This is a genomic window from Nonomuraea phyllanthi (assembly GCF_006334985.2).
In the GTDB taxonomy this organism is placed as follows: domain Bacteria; phylum Actinomycetota; class Actinomycetes; order Streptosporangiales; family Streptosporangiaceae; genus Nonomuraea; species Nonomuraea phyllanthi.
Window position 1 is genome coordinate 20816 of record NZ_VDLX02000010.1, and the last position, 21538, is coordinate 42353.

Here is a 21538-nt window from a genome sequence, read left to right on the forward strand (position 1 = left end):
TGTGCCCGCTATCGCGGCAAGAAGCTTTCCGTGTTCACCACGATCTTGCCGAGGAAGTGGCCGTCCTCGCTGCGCCGGTGCGCGTCGGCGATCCGCTCCAGGGGGTACGTCTCCGCCACCGGGATCCGTACGCCATGGGCCGGGCCCGCCTGCCCTGGTGCGCCGCCGGTCGAACCGTCCTCGGAGCCGCCCGCGAAGGACGCTGCCTCGCCGCGGCCGGTCGAGAAGCGCACCCCCAGCTTCGCCGCTCCGGCCGGGTCGGCGATGGTGACCACCCTGTCCGGGTCGCCGGTGAGCCGTACGGACAGCTCCAGCTCGCCCCTGCCCGAGGCGTCCAGCACCCGGTCGATCGGCCCCGGCAGGCGGTCCGCCAGGCCCTCGCCGTAGGTGACCGGGTGGACGCCGAGATCGCGGAGGAAGGCGTGGTGGCGCTCGCTCGCCGTACCGACGACCCGGGCTCCCCTCGCGAGGGCCAGCTGCGCGGCGGCCAGCCCGACGCCGCCCGCGACGGCGTGGATCAGCAGCGTCTCCCCCGGCCGGAGGTCCAGCAGGCGCAGCGTGCGCCGGGCGGTTTCGACGGCGACCGGCAGCGCGGCGGCCTCCTCGTACGTCAGGTCGTCCGGCTTGGCCGCCAGCGCCGCCGCGTCCGCGATCGCGTGCGTGGCCGCCGCCCCCGACGCGACCTGCCCGAACACCGGCTCGCCGAGCCTCCACCCGGTCACGCCCGGACCGATGGCGTCGATCGTCCCGGCCAGCTCGATCCCGGTGCCCTCGGGCCCGTCGAGCGGCGGGCCCATGGAACCGCGGCGCAGCTTCCAGTCGATGGGGTTCACCCCGGCCGCCCTGACCGCGACCCGCACCTGGCCCGGCCCCGGCTCGGGGAGCGGCACCTCGTCCACCGCCAGCACCTCCGGGCCGCCGTGGGCGTGGTAGCGGGCGGCGTGCGCGGTGACCAGCAGCAGCGCCTTGCCGACCAGCTCGCGCCGCCGCAGCGCCTCGTGCGCCTCGCCCGCCCGCTCCAGCGGCACGGCCAGCCCCACGACGGTCGTGACGCTCTCCAGGGCCTGGCGGGCGAGCGTTCGGAACTCGTCCGGCGCGAACTGCACCTGCTCCATGCCGACCACCCGCGCGGCTCCTGGGCTGATCAGCGCGGTCGAGCCACTGGGGACGCCGTAGGCGAAGAACGTGCCGCCGGGCTTCACCAGCGCGTACGCGGCACCTCCCACCTCACCGCCGACCCCGTCGAACACCACATCGAACCCCTGGCCCACCTCGCCGAGCCCGTCGCCGGCCCGCCCGCCACCCGGCCCGCCCGCCTCGCCGCCGGAACCGCCGGACCGGCCGGGCGCCTCGCCGTCGGGACCGCCGACCGCCGAACCGTCGGGGCCGTCGGGCTGATCGGCCGCCGCATCGACGGGACCCTTCAGCTCGCCGTAGCCGACCGCCTCGTGCGCCCCCGCCTCCAGCGCCGCCTCCCGCTTGGCCGCACCGTTGGCCGCGGCGGTCACCTGGGCACCGGCCGCGCGGGCCAGCCGCACGATCGGCAGCCCCAGCGCGCCCCCGGCCCCCGTGACGAGCACCCGCATCCCGGGCTTCAGCTCGGCCGCCGCCACCAGGCTCAGGGCGGCGGGTCCCACCTGCAGCACCGAGGCCGCCCGCCACAAGGGAACCTCGTCCGGCACCCCGACCACGGTCTCCACCTCGGCCACGACCCGCTCGGCGTACCCACCGCCGCCCGGCAGGAACGCGGCCACCCGCCGCCCTGCCCACCCGGCATCGACGCCTTCACCCACGGACAGCACCCGCCCGGCGACCCCGGTACCGGGCACGAAGGGCGGCTTGTTCGGGAACCACTCCCGCCCCCAGCCCGCACGCAACTGCGCGTCCAGCGACATCACGTCCACCACGGACACGCCGATGAGCACCTGTCCTGGACCTGGCTCGGGGTCAGGCCGCCGCCGGACCTCCAGCACCTCAGGACCGCCGAATTTGGTCACCTCGATCACGTTCATGCGACCGAGTCTTCAACCTCAAGCTCGGTTGAGGTCAACCTTCCGCCGACGCGCAGAGGCGGATGGGGCCAGAACAGGCAGGACCCGGCAACGCTGACCGTCGCCGGGTCGCCGGGTCGCCTGGCCGGGTCACTGGGCGGGTCGGCCCGTCAGCGTAGCCGGCCGCGGGTCACTGGCCGCCGAAGAGGTTCTGCGCCTGCTGGATCACCACCAGCACGGTCAGGATGCCGAAGAAGGCCACCGACCACACCAGCGCCCCCAGCCGGTACGTGCGCACCCGGATGGCCTCGGGCAGCGAGCGCCGGTTGAGGATGATCAGCAGGATCGAGTACACGAACATCATCACGGCCGCGAAGCACGCCGAGAACACCAGCAGGATGAGCGGCTGGTCGAGCCCGGCCAGCAGGATGACGATCCCGATCACCGCCATGGCCCAGACCGTGACGAAGTAGACCCGGTTCACGGAGACCGGCTTGTCACGCAGGTAGACCGTCTTGATGGTGTCGGAGGCCAGCCGCGAGGTGTAGTCGACGATGCCCATGGCCGAGGCGAACAGGGCCAGTGCCCCGATCACCCAGAACAGCACGCCGAACCACGGCCCGACGACGTTCTGCAGTACCTCGCCCTCGGCGTGGAGGAACTCGATGCTGTTGGCCAGCCCCTCCCGGCCGAACACGGTGGAGTAGGCCAGCATCGACATGAACGCGATCGTCACGAACGACACCACGGCGAACGTCCACGCCTGCTCGATGTTCGCGAAACGCCACCACTGCTTCCAGCGCGCCAGGTTCTCCTTGGTGGGGGCGAACTGGAAGCCCGTCGACGCGGCCGCCTCCTCCTGACCGGTGACCGGGCTGACCAGGCGCGGGACGTACAGGCCCATGCCGAAGCCCTTGTCGCGGATCCAGTTGCTCTGGCACAGGTTCTGCCCGCCGCCCGCGCCGGCGTACGCGATGGCGCCCATCAGCACCGAGAACTCCAGCGGCGGCACGGGGAACCTGGCCCCGACCGACAGGCCCTTGCCCAGCTCGATCCAGCTGTCGGCGTTGATGGCGAACAGGACCGCCACCACGATCAGCGTCGCCACCAGGGCGATCTTGACGAAGATGACGCGTTCGAGCGCGGTGTAGATGACCGGCGCCAGCGTCAGGCCGAGCGCGATCACGACGAGCATGCCGATCGCGATCCACCGCACGCTGCCCTCGCCCGACCCGGTCAGGTACGTCACCATGGTCGCGGACGTGGTGACCCAGCCGGGCCAGAGGTTCGAGCAGAGCGTCATGAGGACGAAGACCAGGCCCCAGTGTTTCCACATGCGGCTGAAGCCGGTGAGCGCGGTCTCGCCGGTGGCCAGCGTGTAGCGCTCGATCTCCATGTTGAGGAACCACTGCGTGATGATCCCGATCGCGGCTCCCCAGATGAAGATGAGCCCGACCTGGGAGGCGATGTACGGCCAGAGGATGAACTCGCCCGACGCCAGCCCGACCCCGGCGCCGACCAGGCCGGGCCCGATGATGCGCCATTTCGAGGTGGGGGGAGCGGGCAGGTCGCGGACGGTGACGGGAGGTAGGACTCGCGCAGGAACGGTGGGGGTGTAGTCCGCCATGCGGATCTCCTTGCTCGGTATTGCCTGATCGCCACATTACAGAGCTAGGAAATGTCAGTGGAATAGCCAGTTAAACCGCATGGCGCCATATTCAGCCCATTCACCGATCCGCTCATCATCAGCTCAACCAGGCATCATCCGCCTCTCTCGCCCCGCCGCTCCCTCTACCCCCATCGCCTCGAAGTCCGCAGCACACGGCCGCCGGCGTTCAGGGGCCGACGGGATATGAGACCCGCCGTCTGATGACGTACGGCGTCCACCGCCCACGCCGCGTGCACCGCCCACGCCGCGTGCACCGCCCACGCCGCGTGCACCGCCCACGCCACCTACGCCGTCCATGCCGCGTGCGACGACCGGCCGTTCATGCCGCACGAGAACCCGCCGCCCGCGTTCGGCGATCCACGCCTCGCGCGGGCGTGGCCGTCGACGCCGCATGGCGACCCGCCGCCCACCCCGGGTGGCGGGTCGCCGTTCTGGGCCGTGCGGGTAAGCGCCGTCAGGCGGCCCCGGTCGGCGCTCCGTTCTGTACGGCTTCGATCAGGGCTCGCAAGAGGGCGGTGCGCCGGGGCATCTCGGCGACCACGACGTGTTCGCTGTCCGCGTGGGCTCCGCCGCCCACCGCGCCCAGGCCGTCGAGGGTCGGGCAGCCCACTCCCGCCGTGAAGTTGCCGTCGGAAGCCCCGCCCACCGAGGCGGAGGTCAGCGGGCCCAGCCCCAGGCCCGCCGCCAGCTCCTGCGCCAGGGCGAACAGCGACGACGACATCGTGGCCTCGAGCGGTGGCCGGTTGAAGCCGCCCTGGACCTCCAGCGTGGTGCCGGCCACCACCGGCTCCAGGGCGCGGATCGCCGCGTCCACGCGGGCCTGCTCCGACGCTTCGGCCACGCGCACGTCCACCCCGACCGAGGCGGCGGCCGGGACGGTGTTGAGCGCCGTCCCGCCCGACAGGATCGTCGGCGTGACCGTCGTGGGACCTTGGCCGAGGGCGGCGATGGCCAGGATCTGGTGGGCCAGCTCGACGCCGGCGTTCGCTCCCTTCTCGGGCTCCAGCCCGGCGTGCGCCGCCTTCCCGTGAACCTTGACGGTGTAGTCGGAGGTGCCCTTGCGGGACGTCTTCAGTGCGCCGCCGTCGGCGCTGGCCTCCATGACGAAGGTGGCGACCGGCCCGCGCGCGGCCTCCTCGATCAGCTTCGAGGAGGTGCGGGAGCCGACCTCCTCGTCGCCGGTGATCAGCAGCGTGATGCCGTCGAGCGAGTCGAGCCCCGCCAGCGCGTGGAACGTCTGCACCAGGCCCGCCTTCATGTCGAAGACGCCCGGCCCCCGCGCCACGCCGTCCGTCACGGACCAGGGGTGGGTGGTCAGGGAGCCGATCGGCCACACGGTGTCATGGTGGCCGAGCAGGAGCACTTTGGGCGTGCCGAACGTCCAGCGCAGGTGCGTGACGTCGTCGATCACCAGGAACTCCGGCTGCGCGCCCAGATGGCGGGCGCCCATCGCCGCCACGACCCTCGCGCTGCGTGCCACCGCCTCCAGGTCGCTGGAGAACGACTCGCAGCACACCAGCTCTTCAAGATCCTCGATCATGCCGTCCCCCCGCTGGAGCCGCCCGTCGTCACTGCCTTGTCCAGGACGCCCATCACGCCAGTTGCTCCCCGAGAAGGCGGTGCACGTTCGCACCGATGATCTTCGTGACGTCCTTCTCCGGGACGCCGCGGGCGAGCAGGCCCTCGGTGACCATGGGCAGCCCCGCGGGTCCCTCCAGGCCGGCGATGGCCGACTTGGGGTCGACGCCCCTCGTGTTGAGGCCCTCGCAGCACGGCGGCGTCAGATCGTCCATGACCTCGCGGATGAAGTCGGGGCCCAGGCCGACGTGGTCGATCCCGGCCACGGAGGCGATGTGCTCGATGTGGTCGAGCAGCCGGTCGAGCGTCATGTCCTCCTCACGGTCGGCGAGGAAGGGGGCGAAGAAGTTGACGCAGATCACGCCGCCCGTGGCGGCCACCGCGCGGAGCTGGTCGTCGGTGAGGTTGCGGTGGTGGTCGCGCAGCGCCCGGGCGGAGGAGTGGGTGGCCAGAAGGGGCTTGGCGGTCAGCTCCAGGACGTGGGCCACGCCGGACGCACCCAGGTGGGACACGTCGAACACGATGCCCAGCCGCTCCATCTCCCGCAGCGCCTCGACGCCGTGGGACGTCAGGCCGCTGCCCGTGGCGTCCTCGCCGCTGCCGTCGGCCAGCGGCGTGCGGCCGAAGTGGGCGATCGACGCCACTCGCACGCCAAGCCGGTGAACGGTCGAGATCAGCTCGACGTCCGCGTCGATGCCGGGCATGCTCTCCAGCGCGATCACCAGAGCGATCTTGCCCTGGTCGAGCGCCCGGTCGATGTCGCCCGCGTCAAGACACAGCCGGACATGATCGGGGTTTCCCTCGGCGAGCACGTGCGCACACTCGATCATGCGCAACGTCTGCCGCAGCGCACCCTCCGGCCGGTATTGGTCGTCGATGAAAACCGGCAGAATCTGCAGGTTGACCCCGCCGTCGAGGAGCTGGGGGAGCCATCTCTCGCGGAAGAACGAGGCCCACTGCTGGGGCGGCCTCGCGGAGACGGCCATGAGCAGGTCGTTGTGGGTGTCGGCCACGACTGCGCGCTGGTGCAGCGAAAGCGTCATGCGTTGGACGTTATCGCGAGGGCTGGACCTGCTCCAATGCGTCCTGGGTCGGATCTTTTGGATCATGTGTACGACCGTGGGGGCCCCCGCCGTCCGGCGGCAAGGCTCCGGCGTCCGGCGACGAGGGCCCCGGCGTCCGGTCGTGGGGCGGTGGGCTAGACGGGGCGGTAGGCGGGGGCCGGGGGCCGGGCGGTGAGTTTGCGGTAGAGCGTGGTGGGTCCGGGCCAGTTGTTCGTCACGCGCCCCTCGGCCGTCTTGTACCAGCTCTGGCACCCGCCGCCCCACACCATCCGCGCCATCGAGGCGTCGAGCTGCCTGCGCCACGCCTCCATGACCTCAGGGCGCACCTCGATCGGCCCGTGGTCCGACAGGTACGGCAGGCATGCCATGATGTGCCGCACCTGGCACTCGATCATGAAGACGATCGAGTTGTGCCCGAGGTTGGTGTTGGGCCCGTACAGGAGGAAGAGGTTGGGGAAGCCGGGCACCGAGATGCCCAGGTACGCCTCGGCGCCGCCCCGCCACCGCTCCTCCAGCGTCAGGCCGTCGCGCCCCGTGATCTCCATCGGCGCCAGGAACTCGGTGCTCTTGAAGCCGGTGGCGTAGACGATCGTGTCGACCTCGCACAGCCCCTCGGTCGTCTCCACGCCCTTGGGCGTGACACGTACGATCTTGTCCGTCACCACGTCCACGTCGGGCCTGGTCAGCGCGGGGTAGAAGGCGCTGTCGATGACGACCCGCTTGCAGCCCGGCGGGTAGTCGGGGGTGAGCTTGGCCCGCAGCGCCGGATCGGGCACCTGGTCGTGCAGGTGCCGCAGGGCGCGTTTCCTGAGCAGTTCGGTGCTCCAGCCCTGGGCGAGCGCGGGGTAGAGGGTGGTCTCGGCGTACCGGTAGATCCACTCGCGGTAGGCGCGCTGGAGGCCGGGGACGAAGCGGAACGCGACCCTGGTCCTCGGCCCGAACGCGGCGTCCGGCTTCGGGATCACCCAGTTGGGCGTGCGCTGGAAGACGTACAGGTGGCCGGCCTGCTCGGCGACGCGCGGGATGAGCTGGGCCGCCGACGAGCCGTTCCCGATCACGGCGACGCGCCGGCCGGTGAGGTCGTGGCCGTGGTCCCAGCGGGCGGAGTGGAAGGAGACGCCCTCAAAGTCTGACATTCCAGGAATGTCGGGGAGGCGGGGCCGGTTCAGCTGGCCGACGCCCATGACGACCACGTCGAACTCCTCCGTACGCCCGCCGCTCGTGAGCTGCCACCACGAGCCGTCGAAAACGGCCCGCCGCACTTCGGTGCCGAAGCGGATCTTTCGCCTGACGTCGTATTTATCGGCGCAATGCTCAAGGTATTCAAGAATTTCGGGCTGCTCCGGGTAACGGCGCGTCCAGCTCCCGTACTTCTCGAACGAGTACGAGTAAAGATGCGAGGGAATGTCACACCCCGCCCCGGGATAGCTGTTGTCGCGCCAGGTGCCGCCGAGCCGGTCGGCCTTCTCGAAGACGGTGTACGAGCGGATCCCGGCCCGTTCGAGCCGGATCGCCATGCACAGCCCGCCGAATCCCGCCCCGATGATCGCGACGCGTGGTCGTGACATGCCGCCCTCCGCAAGTCAGGATCCACTTACAGTACGCCGAACGCCGTTCCAACGACACCCTCCCGCGGGCCGATAGTCTGCCCAGGTGGCTGCTTTGACGTTGACGAACGTGATCGAGGTGCTTGAGGCGGCCTACCCGCCCGCCCGGGCCGAGTCGTGGGACGCCGTGGGTCTGGTCAGTGGCGACCCCGCGCAGGAGGTGCGGCGGGTGCTGTTCGCGGTCGACCCGGTGGCGGCCGTGGCGGACGAGGCCCTGGAGTGGCGGGCCGACCTGATCGTCGTCCACCACCCCCTCTACCTGCGCGGCACCACCAGCGTGGCGGCCACCACGCCCAAGGGCCGCCTGATCCGCACCCTGATCAAGAACGACATCGCCCTCTACACCGCCCACACCAACGCCGACGTGGCCAATCCCGGCGTCTCCGACGCCCTGGCCAAGGCGGTCGGGCTGGTCGACGACCTGATGCCGCTCCAGCCGTTCCCCGACGATCCGTGGCGCGGCCTCGGCCGCGTCGGAGAGCCGGCCACGGAGATGACGCTGGGGGAGTTCGCGGCGCAGGTGGCCAAGGGCCTGCCCCACACGCCCGGAGGCATCCGCGTGGCGGGCGACCTGTCCCGCCCCGTCCGGCGCGTGGCGGTCAGCGGGGGTGCGGGCGATTCGCTCCTGAATACGGCGAAGGCCGCCGGTGTCGACGTGTTCCTCACGGCGGACCTCCGGCACCACCCGGCCAGCGAGTTCGTGGAGGCGGGCGGACCCGCGCTGATCGACGCCGCGCACTGGGCGACCGAGTGGCCCTGGCTGGAGAGCGCGGCGTCCATCCTGCGTTCCAGTGGCGTTACCGTTGAAACGCGTGTCTCCGCCGCGGTCACCGATGCTTGGACAAGAGGATATTGATCATGAAAGCAGCCCCTGAGGCCCAGAAGAGACTGCTCGACCTGGCAGAGCTCGACTCGGTGGTCGACCGGCTGGCGCACCGCCGCCGCACCCTGCCCGAGCTGGCCGAGATCGACGAGCGGTCCAAGTTGTTCGCCAAGATCGCCACGCAGGTGATCGAGGCCGAGACCGAGGCGAGCGACCTGGCGCGGGAGCAGGCCAAGGCGGAGAGTGACGTCGACGCCGTGCGCGCCCGCGCCGAGCGCGACCAGAAGCGCCTCGACTCCGGCGCCGTGACCTCGCCGCGCGACCTGGCCGGCCTGCAGTCCGAGATCGCCTCGCTGCACAAGCGCCAGGGCGACCTGGAGGAGGTCGTGCTGGAGATCATGGAGCGCAAGGAGGCGGCCGACACCAGGGTCACCGACCTGGTGGCGCAGCGCGACGAGCTCGCCGGCGTGCTGTCCGCCGCCGAGGCCCGCCGCGACGAGGCGCTCCAGGAGATCGACAAGGAGGCGGGCGAGGTCCGGGCCCGGCGCGCCACCGTCGCCGGCGACATCCCCGCCGACCTGCTCGCGCTCTACGAGAAGCTCAAGGACCAGTACGCCGTGGGCGCCGCGATGCTGCGTGCCGGCCGGTGCCAGGGCTGCAAGGTCGCCCTGTCCATCGCCGAGATGAACCGCATCAAGGCCGCGCCCCACGACGAGGTGCTCCGTTGCGACGAGTGCCGCCGCATCCTCGTACGTACGGCAGAATCGGGGCTGTGACCTCCTACATCATCGAGGCGGACGGCGGCTCGCGCGGCAACCCCGGCCCCGCCGGCTACGGCGCGGTCGTCAAGGACGCCTCCGACGGCCGGGTGCTGGCGGAGTCGGCCGAGGCCATCGGCGTGACCACCAACAACGTCGCCGAATACCGCGGCCTGATCGCCGGCCTCCAGGCCGCGCTGCGGCTGGGCGGCGAGGGGGCGCCGGTGGCCGTACGCATGGACTCGAAGCTGGTCATCGAGCAGATGGCGGGCCGCTGGAAGATCAAGAACGAAGGGCTCAGGCCGCTCGCGGTGGAAGCCGGCGCGCTCGTCAGGCGGCTGCGGGTGACGGAGTGGACCTGGATCCCGCGCGAGCGCAACAAGCACGCCGACCGCCTGGCCAACGAGGCCATGGACGCCGCGGCCAAGGGCCTGACCTGGACCGCGACCGGCACGGCCGAGCCCGCCGCGCACGAGCCCCCGGAGGCGCCGGCGCCGTCCGGCGCGCGAGGCCCTTCGGGCACGAAGGCGGCGGGCACGAAGGCGGCGGGCACGGCACGTCAGACGGACCTGCTCGACGCAGGCGACATCTCCGAAATATCCGCCCCAGCCGCCTCCATCGCCACCGCCCAGCAGCGCGGCGCCAAGGGCACCGGCTGGCGCCCGCCCACCCGTGTGGCCACGTCACTGCTGCTGCTCAGGCACGGCGAGACCGAGCTCTCGATCGAACGCCGCTTCTCGGGCCGGGGCGACGCCGAGCTCACGCCCAACGGCCTGGCCCAGGCAGCCGCCGCCGCCGAGCGGCTGTCGCGCGAGCCGTACCTGCCCGATGCGATCGTCTCCTCGCCGCTCAAGCGCGCCCGGCAGACCGCGGAGGCGGTCGCCCGCCGGACCGGGCTCGACATCGACGTGGACGACGACCTCAGGGAGCTCGACTTCGGCGCGTGGGAGGGCCACACGTTCACCGAGGTGCAGCGCCGCTGGCCGGCCGAGCTGGCCGCGTGGCTCGCCGACCCCGAGGCCGCCCCGCCCGGCGGCGAGAGCTTCGCCTCGACCGAGCGCCGCGTGCGGGCGGCGGGCGATCGGCTGGTGGAGCGGTACGAAGGCAAGACCGTCCTCGTGGTCTCGCACGTGACGCCCATCAAGATGGTGCTGCGGCTGGCCCTCATGGCGCCGCTGGAGTCGCTCTACCGCATGCACCTCGACCTGGCGTGCCTGTCGCTCGTCGAGTACTACGCGGACGGCCCGGCCGTGGTGAAGTCGTTCAACGACACCTCGCACCTGCACCGCGGATAACGGTAGACTTTCGCGGACGAGCCGGCCGGGCGGCCGCGTCGGGCCCTGCGGCCCGCCGAGGAAGGTCCGGGCTCCACAGGGCAGGGTGGTCGGTAACGCCGACCCGGGGTGACCCGCGGGACAGTGCCACAGAAAGCAGACCGCCTCCCGGTCGACGGGAGGTAAGGGTGAAAGGGTGGTGTAAGAGACCACCAGCGCCCACGGTGACGTGGGCGGCTAGGTAAACCCCACCCGGAGCAAGGTCAAGAAGGGACGCTCTCCGGAGCGTCCCGCGCGCGACGTTCGAGGGCTGCCCGCCCGAGCCGCGCGGGTAGACCGCTCGAGGCCGCCGGCAACGGCGGCCCTAGATGGATGGTCGCCCCTTCCTCCAGGAAGGACAGAACCCGGCCTACAGGCCGACTCGTCGCCCGTTCCCTCTCTGACCTGGGAGGGAACGGGCACTCTCCAAGGTCGGAGCACGCCTGGGCCACGTCCGGTGACGATCCGAACGCGCTGGCGGAGGCTCCGGGCGATGGCTTCGAGCCGGCCGACCGAGCGACGAATGCCCAGGCCCGCCTGGGTTGCCGCCCCTTGAGCTGATCACTAGGGTGATCGCGCCAACGTCACGCGAAGCTTGTGAGCGGCATGCGCGGCCTGTCGGAGCCGGATATGAGGTCAATACGTGAGCTCGAACGAGGGATTCGAAGTCAACAGCACCGAACTCGGAAAGGAGGAGTTCAACCTCCGCAAGATGGGTGAGATCATCGGGCTGTTGTCCAGCGACTACCTGGCTGACCGGCTGCCTCGGTTCGCGCTCGCTCCAGCGGGTGAGCCGGCCAGGTGGCAGTTCAACGCGATCGAAGCGGACCTCGAAGACCAGTATCGCTATGCCCGTCAGCACTCCATAGATTTGGGAGAGAGAATCGGCCGGACCAAGCACGGCTACGACGTCGCGGAAAGCGAGGCGGCGAAGAGGGTGCTCGCGGCCGTCGCCGACGCGCGTGAGCCCGACTACAGCAGGGAGTCGACTCTCTCCGTGTGGAACAGGGCCCATTACGGGACTGGATTCACAGCGGTCGGCGCGGGCTTGCTGCTCGGGATGGCCTCCAGCACCGAGGATGCCATAGACGCGCATAATGCACGACAGAGCGACAAGATGGCCAAGTGGTACGAGGACACGAGCCGTCCCAGGCCCTCGACCACGTACGCGTCACATGTCAGTGACCTCAGCAAGCGGACGCAACGGGAACTGATGCTGGGCAAGCGGCTGAGCTGGAGCCTCATCGTCGCAGGACTGGCGTGGGAGAGCTTGGTCATCCCGTCCGATGAGGACCTGTTCAACGCCCAGCTCAAGTGGCTGAACCTGCAAGACAGAACAGGCGACCTGTTCGGACATTCGGCGGGCAAGGTCCGGGAGGCGATCGCGGCCGCCTGGGAGGAAGGCCTCGCCAGCGACTCCTCTGACGCCCGGCTCGTCGCGTACATGGCGGCGGGAGCGCAGCTCGCCAACCGGGTTCGCCGGCTCTCCAAGGCCCTCAGGGAGACGATCGAGGAACTCCAGAGGATTTACTATTACGCCCTGTGGTTCAGCGGGATCTCTCTCGGCTTTCTCCTCGCCGTTTATCTCGCGGGTCCGGGCAACCCCGTACTGCAGGCGTTCAGGGAGCGCATCGGCAGCAAGTGGGCGACGATGATCATCGCGGCCGTCCAGCTCGCCCCGGCGGCATACTTCCTCGGTCTCACCATGCACCGTTTCGAGACGGCGAACGACTCCATGAAGATCGGCGGCCGTACGATCGACGGCTTCAAGCCTCTCTACTGAAGCGCCGGACGGGCACATCGCACTGTCGGGACCACGATGAGTGACCGTGGTGGTCCCGCAGGCCGGTCGCCCGCCATGGGCGCCCGCCGTGCGCGGGTCGCCCACCCCGAGCGGCGTCTCAGGAGCGGCTGTCCCAGGCCGCGAGGATGGCGGCCTCCTTCTCCGGCGCCATGCCGTGCCGCATCTTGACGCCGTAGCTCCGTCGTTCCTCGGGGACCTCCCGCAGCCACGCCCACGTGTCGCGCACCGTCTCCGCCACCGGGCGGGTGCGCAGCCCGGCGGCCTCCGCCTCCGCCGTCGGCACGCTCCAGAAGTGGCCGGTCTCCGCGGACGGCGGACCGCCCCACAGCGGCAGCTCCACGAACGTCCCCGCCCCCTGCTCCACCAGGAAGGCGCTGTCGACCCAGACCAGCTCCGCGCCCGACCCGGTCGCCTCGCGGCACAGGCGCAGCCACTCGCCGTAGGTGGTGTTGCCCGCGGGCCCCGTCGCCACGAAGGTGCCGGACGCGCCGCGCTCCGCCTGGTCGAGCGTGAAGATCGCCACGTCGCGTACGTCCACGAGCTGCATCGGCGTCTGCGGGTCGCCGGGCGCGAGGACCCGGCCACCGCGCGAGATCCTCGTCAGCCACCACGGCAACCGGCCCACGTCTTCGTGCGGCCCCAGGATGAGGCCGGGCCGCACCACCAGCGCGTTTCCGGAGAAACCGGCCGTGACCGCCCGCTCGCAGCCGGCCTTCAGCACGCCGTAGTCGCCGTCGTCGGGCCCGGCGTCCGGCTCGCACGCGAACCCCGGCGCGCCCTCGGCGGCCGGTTCGCCGGGAAAGCCGTCGATGGCCGAGACGCTGGAGATGAAGGCGTATGTGCCGGCATGCCCGGACAACGCCCGCGCCGACCGCCCCACGACCCGCGGCACGTAGCCGCACGTGTCGACCACGGCGTCCCATGACCGGCCCGCGGCCAGCCGGGCGAGGTCGGCGGGCGACTCGCGGTCGCCGCGCACGGCCTCGACCCCCGGCAGGTCGGAGCCCGTGCGGCCCCGGTTGAACGTCGTGACCTCGTGCCCGCGGGCCAGCGCCTCGGCGGCGACGGCACGCCCGAGGAAGCGCGTGCCGCCGATGATGAGCAACTTCATACGATCATTGTTCGCCCATCGCCGGCCTCGGTCCGCCCGTCTTCACGCAGAGCTGAGAGACCGGGCCGTACCGGCGGCACCATGTGCACCCTCGCGGAGGCGATGTCGAAGAAGAGCCCCACCAGTTCCAGCTTGCCGGCCCGCACCTGCTCGTCGACCTTCCGGTACGTGCGCAGGTTCTCGAGCTGCTGCTGCACGTTGACCCGGCACAGCACGTCCAGGGCGCCGCTGTGCAGCCGATCGCCCTCGGTCTCGATGAACCTGGCCAGGCTGTGGTTCCCGTGCCGCAGCCACCGCCTCAGCCCCGGCAGGCTGCCCGCCCGCACGCCTCCGCTCAGCACCCCCGCCATCGCGCCGCAGCCGGAGTGGCCGCAGACGGTGATCGTGTGCACGCCCAGGACCTGCGTCGCGTACTCGATCGCCGCCACCACCGAGTCGTCGTGCGGCTCGGAGCCCTTGCGCGGCACCAGGTTGCCGATGTTGCGCACCGTGAACAGGTCGCCGGGGCCGCTCGCGGTGATCAGGCTGGGCACGATCCTGGAGTCCGCGCACGTGATGAACAGGTGCGTCGGCTGCTGCTTGCGGGCCAGCTCGGTGAAGATGGGCCGCAGGTGCGGCGCCGTACGCCGGTGGAACTCGCGCGCCCCCACCGTCAGCTGGCACTCCGCCCCGGCCGGGCCAGGCGTGGTGACGGGACGGCGGCGCCGGTGCGCCCACGGCAGCCACCAGCGGTCCGGCGCCTTGGGCGGCGACTTGACGGGGAACATGCGCCCGCCGCTGGCCGCCAGCGTGTACCACTCGTCGTGCAGCTCGTCGATGTCGACCGTGCCGCCCATGCGCTCGTGGTCCAGGCGCCAGGAGTGGAGAGCCTCGAAGGCGGCGTTGTCCATGAAGTCGATGTTCAGGTCGAGGTCCACGGCGGCGCCGTGCGGGATCGCGCGCAGCTCGCGCGTCAGCCTCGGCACCCCCAGGAACGTCAGCGAGCCGGAGATCGTCACCTGGACCCGTCCGTCGCGCTCCTCGTGCTTCAGCACGGTGACCCGGGTCAGGCGGCGCAACGCGAGCAGCGCGGCCAGCGCCAGCCCGGCGAGCACGCCCTCGGCCAGGCCGAGCAGGATCACGGCGAGCATGGTGACCACGTAGACGGGCACCTCGCCGTGGCCGTGCACCTTCTTGATGTGAGCGAGGTTCACCATCTGCACGCCGATGAACACCAGCAACGCCGCCAGCGCCTCCAGCGGGATCAGCTGGATCGTCCAGCCGAACCCGATCGCGAACACCAGCACCCACACCCCGTGCAGGATCGTCGAGCAGCGGGTGCGCGCGCCGGCTCGCACGTTCGTGGTACTGCGCACGATCACGCCCGCCAGCGGCAGGCCGCCGAGCGCACCGCTGACCATGTTGGCCACGCCCTGACCGGTCAGCTCCTGGTCGAGGTCGGCGCGCCGGCCGCCGTGCAGCTTGTCGACCGCGACGCAGCACAGCAGCGACTCGCACCCGGCCAGCAGCGCCACCAGCAGCACCGCCGCCACCACCAGGTGCCAGTCGCCCTGCGGCAGCACGGGGAAGGCCCAGTGGGTGACGCTGTCGGACAGGTCCACGCGCGTGACCTCCCAGCCGAACGCCCACGCCGTGACCGCCGCCGCGACCAGCGCCGCCAGCGGCGCGGGCACGACCTTGACCCGCTTGGGCAGCCGCGTCCACACCGCGAGCACCCCGATGGTGAGCAGCCCGACGGCGACCTTGTGGCCGTGCAGGTCGGCGATCTGGCCGGGCAGCTCGATCAGGTTCGCCACGGCGGAGCGCTGCGAGTTGCCGCCCAGGACCACGTGGAGCTGGGCCAGCGAGATGATCACGCCGACCGCCGCCAGCATGCCGTGGATGACGGCGGGCGACACCGCGAGCGCCGCCCTGGCCGCCTTGAAGACGCCGAGCACGAGCTGCACGGCCCCGGCCAGCAGGGTGATCATGCAGGTCGCGCGCCAGCCGTACGTCTGGACGAGATCCACGACCACCAGCGACAGCCCGGCGGCGGGCCCGCTCACCTGAACGGCCGAGCCGCCGAGCGCGCCCCCCACGATCCCGCCGACCACGGCGGCGATGAGGCCGGCGGCCAGCGGGGCGCCCGAGGCCATCGCGATGCCCAGCGAGAGGGGCACCGCGACGAGGAAGACCACGAGCGAGGCCGGCACGTCATGTCTGAGCGTGCTCAGCCGGGTACTCTTCGTGTCGGGGATCATGGAGCAAACCCTATTGCTCCGTCGACCCCGCTTTAGGGGCGTATCACGGGGGTTTTACCCAATTAATGGGCGCCCGGGATCACCGGTAGTAGTCGTGCGGATGGTCCTGGTCGGAGGAGCGGCGGTGGCTGCCGCCCTTGCCGTTGTCGGACCCGTACGCGGGCCAGGACGTCGCGCTCGACGGCGGCTCGGGCCACGCCGCGGAACTCGTGGTGATGTCGCCGGTCTCGTACGCGAACGAGCTCGGCTGCGGCGTGGGGGCCGACAGCACGTCGTCGTTGGCCGAGACCACCCGGCCAGGCGCGGTCGGGGCGCCGGTGGCGGGGGAGGGGCCGGTGAGCGCGTCGCTGTCGTCGGCCACCGCCCAGCCGGCGCGCACCTCGTACGAGGCGGGGTAGGAGGAGCGTGCGGCGGGCTGCTCGAAGGCGGGCCAGGAGCTCCCCGAGCCGTAGGAGGGCGCGGGGGCGGGGTCGTCGAGGATGTCGGGCTGGGCGGGCCAGGCGCCGGACGAGGCGGCGGACGAGGCGGCGGGCCGGTCGGTCCAGGTGGTCTCGGCGGCGTTGGTGTAGGCGGGGAACGGGTCGCTCGTGGGCGCGCCGTGCAGGGAGGCGGGCTGGGCGGGGAAGGAACCGCTGGTGTTGGCCGCCGGGGTCGCGGGGAACGAACCGCTGCCGTGCGCGGCCGGGCCGGCGGGGAAGGAGCCGCTGCCGTGCGCGGCCGGGGTCGCGGAGTGGGCGCCGCTGCCGTACGAGCCGCCGGTCGGGGCGCTCAGCGGGCTCTGGCGGCTCGCCGGAGCGGGCTGGCCCGCGGGCTGGCTCAGGGAGGCCGGCTGGCTCACGGGCGCGGGCCGGGCGGCGGGCGTCGCGGGGAACGAGCCGCTGGTGGCCGGGAACGATCCGGTGCCGCTCCTGGAGTTGTTGGACGACAGCGAGTCGGGGCGGGGGGAGGGCACCGGCTGGGCGCCCGCGCCGAGAATGCTCATCACGTCGCCGGCGGGCGCCGCGAACGTCACCGTGCGCTGGTCGGCCAACTCGGCCTGGGACGGGGTGCGCTTGGTCTCCCGGCGCCCGGGGGCCGGCTCCACCAGGTCGGCGAGGTTGGCCGCCGCCGCGGCGGGCTGGCGCTGCGGCAGGGGGCCCTGGACGGTGGTCGCGTCGGGGTCGACGGCGGAGGCCGCCGCGGGCTGCGGCTGGGCGGCGCGGCTCCTGCGCTTGGCCGCCGGACGCTCCGACGAGCGGCGCTCGGCGGCGGGACGCTCCGACGACCTGCGCTCGGCCGCGGGCCGCTCAGCGGCGGGGCGCTCGGCCGCGGGACGTTCGGCCGCGGGGCGCTCGGTGGGCTGCTCGGCGGGCCGCTCGCGCTCGACGGGGCGGGAGGCGCCCTTCCTGGCCGCCACGGTGCCACCGGCGCCGAAACCGCCCTCCTCCGCATCGCTGCGGATGTTGGCCCAGAACTCCTCGTCATCGTCGTCGGTGGTCGGGTTGCCCCACTCGTCGACGCCGCGCCTGCCACGCTGACCGGTGCGGACCGGTTTGGGCTTGGGCTCGCCGATGGGGCTGAAGTCGGGGCTGAAGTTGGCCATGCGCGGCTCGTGCTTGGAGAACTCGTCAGTGGACCGCGTGTGCGTCATCTCCTCCTTCTCGGCCATCTCCTTCAGCCGTTCCGGAGGGAGAGAGCTCTCCCGGCGGTTCATGGAACGCATGCCCAGTGCCACGACGACGAGCACGAGGAGCACGACAGCGACCAAGCTCACTACGACCGCGATCATTGCACCACCCTCAAAGCCATGGCCTCCCTTCGGCGCCGGTGAGATCGCGCGGCCATCGACGCGATCTGCCCCCTTTGATCACCAGTGCCTAACGATTGGATCTGATTCTGTCGGACCACTATGAGCGTTGTCACACCCTAAGTGAAGAATTGGTACACCGTACTACCTGCTGTATTCAGGCTCTCACTCGATGTCGACCGCCGTGAGCCGCCCCCGCGCGATGGTCTTGTCGGCGATCTCCTTCAGGACCTCGGGGAGCCCGTCGTCCTTGTCGATCACGACCCTGTCGTTCAGCGTGTAGACGGTGAAGCGGTAGCTGCCCTCCTCGCACGGAGGGTCGTAGCCCATCTCCCCGCTGGTCACTCTCGCCTGGCCGGACCCCTCCGGAGGGTCGGCCGCGGCGTTGGGGCCCAGCTCGGTCGTGGTCGCCGGGATGTTGTAGAGCACCCAGTGCACGGCCGCCGAGTTGGACGCCGTATGGGAATCGACCACGATCGCGATCGACTTCGCCTCGGGCAGCGGCCTGCTCGACCAGCGCAGCGGCGGGCTGCCCTGGTCACCGCGGCAGGAGTATTCGGCCGGCAGCGGCTGGCCCTCGCGCAGCTCGGGGCTCGAGACGTTGATCTCCGTGATGTCCTGAGCCTGTGATCTGCCGATGAAGCTGCCGCAACCCGCCAACGCGAACGCGGCGGCCACCACCGTCACAGTGACGGCGATGCGTCGCATGTGTGATGCCGCGTTACACAGCCCCATGCCGGACGATGCTACGCGGCTCTCGGCGGTGCGCAGACCGTTTCTCGATGGTCGGTCCTCGGTAAAGGATCCGAAACGAGCCGGAATCATGGGATCCGTGCAGTGACCTTGGCCACAGACGCGGCCCTTGCCGGGCCTCGCCGATCGAAACGGTGCCGTACCGGGGACCCCGGCTGGCCTGCCGGTTCACCGGGGCGGACGCTCGGCGGCATCGCGTACGGCCGCCCGACAAAACGGACATTGCCTCTGTGGTGCCCGTGTCGCAAAAACCGGGTGCGCCAGATCGGCCCGGGATGTAAGGGTTTTCGGCGCCATGACGTGACTTGGCCTGAGCTGGCCCTTCGTCGGGCGGACGGCGGCTGCCACGTTGCGTGAGGCGCTCGCGCTCTGGTGCGGTCACGCGCTGGCCGGGCCTGGCTGGCACGTACGTGGCGCCGCCGACGTGGCCAAGCTCGACAGCCTGCGGCCGGCCGCCATCGAGCATGGCACCGCCGTACGGCCCGCCCGCGCCCGACACGCCGGGAGTTCCCGGCGATCTCGACAGGGCACGAGCAGATCGAAAGTCGCGTATCGCGCCCTAAGCTGGCCTTGTGACGTCAACTGGACCGCTGCGCGATCCGGCGAACCGCGTCTCCCCCAAGGCCGTGCGTCTGTGGCTGCTGGAGTCGCTGTTCGCGTTCGTGCTGTTCCTCGGCGGCTCGCTGCTGATCGCTCACTGGGTGGGCGGGAGCGGCTGGTCGTGGGTGCCCGGCTGGTTCGCCGACCACTCGTGGACGCTGCCCGCCGCCGTCGTGGTGCTGCTGGGGCCGTTCCTGGTGACCGAGCCCTTCATACGGTACGCCGTGCACCGCTGGGAGCTCTCTGGGGACGTCGTCTACGCCAGGTCGGGCTACCTGACCAGGGAGTGGGTGTTCGTGCCCGTGAGCCGCATCCAGACGGTCGACAAGGCGCAGGGATGGTTCGAGCGCATGCTCGGGCTGGCCACGCTGGAGATCCGCACCGCGTCCCACGCCGGGTCGTCGACCATCAAGGGGCTCGACCACCACGTCGCGGCCGGGCTGGCCGAGCAGCTGGCGCACCGCGCGGAGGCGCTCAGGGACGACGCCACATGACGCCCCACGACTCCCCGCCCGAGGGCCCGTCCGGCGGCGGCTCCCCGGGTGGAGGCGCCCCAGGCGGAGGCGCACCGCATGGAGGGGCGCCGGGTGGGGGCGCACCACATGGAGGCGCGCCGGGTTGGGGTGCGCCAGGCGGTCCAGGGGGAGGTGGGCCGCCGCCACCGCCGCCGCAGGTCCGGCTGCCGCTGCGGTTGAGCCCGAAGGTCCTGCTCATCGACCCCGTACGCATGCTGCCCTCGCTCCTGCTCCCCCTCGTCGGCGTGCTGTTCGTGGGCGGGTTCTCGGCCAGGTCGTACCTCTGGGCGGCGCTCGGCGTCGCCGGCACGGTGGTGTTCGCGATCATCAGGTGGGCCACCTTCACGTACGAGATCGTCGGCGATCGCCTGGAGACCAAGCGCTCGCTGATCAGCCGCTCCGTCCGCACCATCCCGCTCGAACGGATCCGCGGCGTGGACGTGTCCACGCCGCCCATGCACCGCCTGCTCGGCCTCGCCGTACTCAAGATCGACACGGGGGCGAGCGGCGGCGACGAGGAGGCCGAGCTCGACGGGGTCACCCTGCAGGAGGCCGAACGCCTCCGCGCCGTGCTCCTGCGGCGTACCGCCCGCCCCGAGACCCACGCGCCCGACCTGGCGGGCCCCGGGGAACGGGTGATCATCGGCGTGCCGCGCAGGTGGCTGCTGTACGGGCCGCTGTCGGGCGCGTACCTGCTCACCCCCTTCGCCCTCGCCGGCGGCGCCATCGGGCTGACCTTCCAGTGGGGCGACGACCTCGGCCTCGACCAGGACGCCGCCTGGAGCGCGGGGGAGTGGCTGTGGGACCACCCGTACCTGCTGCTGGTCGCGGTGCTGCTGCTCGTGCTGGCGATGCCGTTCGTCGGCGGGGTGATGTACGCGGTCTTCAACTGGGACTTCCAGCTCAAACGCCGCGACGGCTACCTCGTGGCGGAACGCGGGCTGATCAACCGGCGCAGCGTGTCGCTGGAGTCCGCCCGGGTGCGCGGCTACGAGATCGTGGACGGGCTCGCCGAGCGGTGGGCCGGAGTCGTACGCGCCTGGGCCATCGTGACCGGGCTGGGCGACTCCGAGACCCGCGGGCAACTCCTGCCGGACGTGCCGAGAGTCGTGGCGTACCAGGTGACCGCCGACGCCATCGGCCCCTACCGCGCCCCGCTCCGCCCCCACCCGCCCGTGGCCCGCAACCGCCGCCTGTTCCGCGCCGTCTTCCCGTGGGCGGTGCTTTCCCTGGTGAGCGCGGTCGCCCTCCTCGCGACGGGGACGGTGCTGTGGTGGTTCCTGCTGGTGCCGTCGCTGCTGCTCGCCGCGGTGGGGGTTCCCTTGGGGCTCGACCGGTACGCGTCCCTGGGGCACGGGTACGACGGCGTCCGGCTGGCTGTGCGCTCGGGATCGCTGCGGCGGTCCCAGGCCGTGATCGAACGCCGGGCCGTCGTGGGCTGGCGGCTGCGGCAGACGTGGTTCCAGCGGCGGGCGGGGGTGCTCACGCTGATCGCGGGAGTGGGGGCCGGCAAGGGCGGCTACTCGGCGATCGACATGTCGGAGGCGCAGGGGGCCGGGTTTCCGGCCGAGGTGACACCGGAGTGGCTCGCCCCCTTCCTCACGTCCCGGACCCCGCCCACCCCCTGACCCCCACCGCTCCCGCCCGCCGTCATCCTCCAGGCCTGGGCCTTTGTGAGGCTTGGTCGCCGCCTGAGGACCGCAGACCGTTTCGCCTGGGCACCGCATCGGTGCCGGAGATGTCGGTGCAGGCCGGAGGGCGGCTGCCTCATGGCCATTGGCACTCGGCGCATGCCGGCCGTCCCCGATCGTCGGCACTCGGCGCATGAGAGCCGTCTCGCGATCGTTGGCGCTGGGGGCATGCCGGGCGGGTCGGAACGTCGGCGCCCGCCGCACGGCGCACCGAACCGAGCCTGGCCGGCAGCGC

General features: G+C 71.7%; 15 protein-coding genes and 1 other RNA gene. 7 read left to right on the plus strand and 9 right to left on the minus strand.

All coding sequences use genetic code 11. The features are described 5' to 3' along the window. Positions 1-8: 8 nt before the first annotated feature. The 5 genes from FH608_RS25830 to FH608_RS25855 all read right to left on the minus strand — a co-directional run bounded on the left by FH608_RS25830 (position 9) and on the right by FH608_RS25855 (position 7870). Complete coding sequence (locus tag FH608_RS25830) at positions 9-2012, minus strand: alcohol dehydrogenase catalytic domain-containing protein (RefSeq protein ID WP_139633203.1); 2004 nt, start codon at positions 2010-2012, stop codon at positions 9-11. Positions 2013-2181: 169 nt separating this feature from the next. Then, positions 2182-3618 carry an Nramp family divalent metal transporter gene (locus FH608_RS25835; protein WP_139633204.1) on the minus strand — a complete coding sequence of 479 codons (1437 nt, stop codon included), beginning with the start codon at positions 3616-3618 and terminating at the stop codon, positions 2182-2184. Positions 3619-4114: 496 nt separating this feature from the next. Continuing rightward, positions 4115-5200 carry a M20 family metallopeptidase gene (locus tag FH608_RS25845; RefSeq protein WP_139633206.1) on the minus strand — a complete coding sequence of 362 codons (1086 nt, stop codon included), beginning with the start codon at positions 5198-5200 and terminating at the stop codon, positions 4115-4117. Positions 5201-5252: 52 nt separating this feature from the next. Beyond that, the gene (locus tag FH608_RS25850; protein ID WP_139633207.1) at positions 5253-6281 is read right to left on the minus strand and encodes a dipeptidase; all 1029 of its coding nucleotides are present in this window, start codon (positions 6279-6281) and stop codon (positions 5253-5255) included. A 155-nt stretch (positions 6282-6436) separates the two neighbouring features. Continuing rightward, positions 6437-7870 carry a flavin-containing monooxygenase gene (locus FH608_RS25855; RefSeq protein ID WP_139633208.1) on the minus strand — a complete coding sequence of 478 codons (1434 nt, stop codon included), beginning with the start codon at positions 7868-7870 and terminating at the stop codon, positions 6437-6439. A 94-nt stretch (positions 7871-7964) separates the two neighbouring features. Between FH608_RS25855 and FH608_RS25860 the strand changes: the two genes are divergently transcribed. The 5 genes from FH608_RS25860 to FH608_RS25880 all read left to right on the plus strand — a co-directional run bounded on the left by FH608_RS25860 (position 7965) and on the right by FH608_RS25880 (position 12586). Continuing rightward, positions 7965-8765: a Nif3-like dinuclear metal center hexameric protein gene (locus FH608_RS25860; RefSeq protein ID WP_139633209.1), complete on the plus strand. Its 801-nt coding sequence runs from the start codon at positions 7965-7967 to the stop codon at positions 8763-8765. 2 nt (positions 8766-8767) lie between these two features. Continuing rightward, the gene (locus tag FH608_RS25865; RefSeq protein ID WP_139633210.1) at positions 8768-9508 is read left to right on the plus strand and encodes a zinc ribbon domain-containing protein; all 741 of its coding nucleotides are present in this window, start codon (positions 8768-8770) and stop codon (positions 9506-9508) included. After that, positions 9505-10785 (plus strand): bifunctional RNase H/acid phosphatase, encoded by a 1281-nt coding sequence (locus tag FH608_RS25870; protein WP_139633211.1) that lies wholly within the window; start codon positions 9505-9507, stop codon positions 10783-10785. Before FH608_RS25865 ends, FH608_RS25870 begins: the two co-directional genes overlap by 4 nt. A gap of 17 nt (positions 10786-10802) precedes the next feature. Then, positions 10803-11192: RNase P RNA component class A (rnpB, locus tag FH608_RS25875), an RNA gene on the plus strand. Positions 11193-11446: 254 nt separating this feature from the next. Further along, positions 11447-12586 carry an MFS transporter gene (locus FH608_RS25880; protein WP_139633212.1) on the plus strand — a complete coding sequence of 380 codons (1140 nt, stop codon included), beginning with the start codon at positions 11447-11449 and terminating at the stop codon, positions 12584-12586. 118 nt (positions 12587-12704) lie between these two features. Here FH608_RS25880 and FH608_RS25885 read toward each other — a convergent pair whose 3' ends face one another. From FH608_RS25885 to FH608_RS25900, 4 genes are all read right to left on the minus strand, one after another. Continuing rightward, positions 12705-13718 carry an NAD-dependent epimerase/dehydratase family protein gene (locus FH608_RS25885; RefSeq protein ID WP_139633213.1) on the minus strand — a complete coding sequence of 338 codons (1014 nt, stop codon included), beginning with the start codon at positions 13716-13718 and terminating at the stop codon, positions 12705-12707. Beyond that, positions 13715-15958: a SulP family inorganic anion transporter gene (locus tag FH608_RS25890; RefSeq protein WP_139633214.1), complete on the minus strand. Its 2244-nt coding sequence runs from the start codon at positions 15956-15958 to the stop codon at positions 13715-13717. The genes FH608_RS25885 and FH608_RS25890 overlap by 4 nt, the downstream gene beginning before the upstream one ends. 79 nt (positions 15959-16037) lie before the next feature. After that, positions 16038-17726, minus strand: a complete 1689-nt coding sequence (locus FH608_RS25895; protein ID WP_139633215.1) for a hypothetical protein — start codon at positions 17724-17726, stop codon at positions 16038-16040. A 183-nt stretch (positions 17727-17909) separates the two neighbouring features. Then, positions 17910-18452, minus strand: a complete 543-nt coding sequence (locus FH608_RS25900; protein WP_139633216.1) for a YbhB/YbcL family Raf kinase inhibitor-like protein — start codon at positions 18450-18452, stop codon at positions 17910-17912. A 617-nt stretch (positions 18453-19069) separates the two neighbouring features. Between FH608_RS25900 and FH608_RS25905 the strand changes: the two genes are divergently transcribed. Together FH608_RS25905 and FH608_RS25910 are read left to right on the plus strand one after the other, a co-directional pair. Then, positions 19070-19591, plus strand: coding sequence for a PH domain-containing protein (locus tag FH608_RS25905; protein ID WP_226899894.1), 522 nt, complete (start codon positions 19070-19072; stop codon positions 19589-19591). Between the two features lie 197 nt (positions 19592-19788). Beyond that, positions 19789-21240, plus strand: coding sequence for a PH domain-containing protein (locus tag FH608_RS25910; RefSeq protein WP_226899895.1), 1452 nt, complete (start codon positions 19789-19791; stop codon positions 21238-21240). The last annotated feature ends 298 nt before the right edge of the window (positions 21241-21538 follow it).

Bases quoted from the DNA above. Each gene is read 5' to 3' on its own strand.
- FH608_RS25830 (WP_139633203.1), bottom strand. From the start codon at position 2,012: ATGAACGTGATCGAGGTGACCAAATTCGGCGGTCCTGAGGTGCTGGAG.
- FH608_RS25890 (WP_139633214.1), bottom strand. From the start codon at position 15,958: ATGATCCCCGACACGAAGAGTACCCGGCTGAGCACGCTCAGACATGAC.
- FH608_RS25855 (WP_139633208.1), bottom strand. From the start codon at position 7,870: ATGTCACGACCACGCGTCGCGATCATCGGGGCGGGATTCGGCGGGCTG.
- FH608_RS25900 (WP_139633216.1), bottom strand. From the start codon at position 18,452: ATGCGACGCATCGCCGTCACTGTGACGGTGGTGGCCGCCGCGTTCGCG.
- FH608_RS25865 (WP_139633210.1), top strand. From the start codon at position 8,768: ATGAAAGCAGCCCCTGAGGCCCAGAAGAGACTGCTCGACCTGGCAGAG.
- FH608_RS25885 (WP_139633213.1), bottom strand. From the start codon at position 13,718: ATGAAGTTGCTCATCATCGGCGGCACGCGCTTCCTCGGGCGTGCCGTC.
- FH608_RS25850 (WP_139633207.1), bottom strand. From the start codon at position 6,281: ATGACGCTTTCGCTGCACCAGCGCGCAGTCGTGGCCGACACCCACAAC.
- FH608_RS25845 (WP_139633206.1), bottom strand. From the start codon at position 5,200: ATGATCGAGGATCTTGAAGAGCTGGTGTGCTGCGAGTCGTTCTCCAGC.
- FH608_RS25835 (WP_139633204.1), bottom strand. From the start codon at position 3,618: ATGGCGGACTACACCCCCACCGTTCCTGCGCGAGTCCTACCTCCCGTC.
- FH608_RS25895 (WP_139633215.1), bottom strand. From the start codon at position 17,726: ATGATCGCGGTCGTAGTGAGCTTGGTCGCTGTCGTGCTCCTCGTGCTC.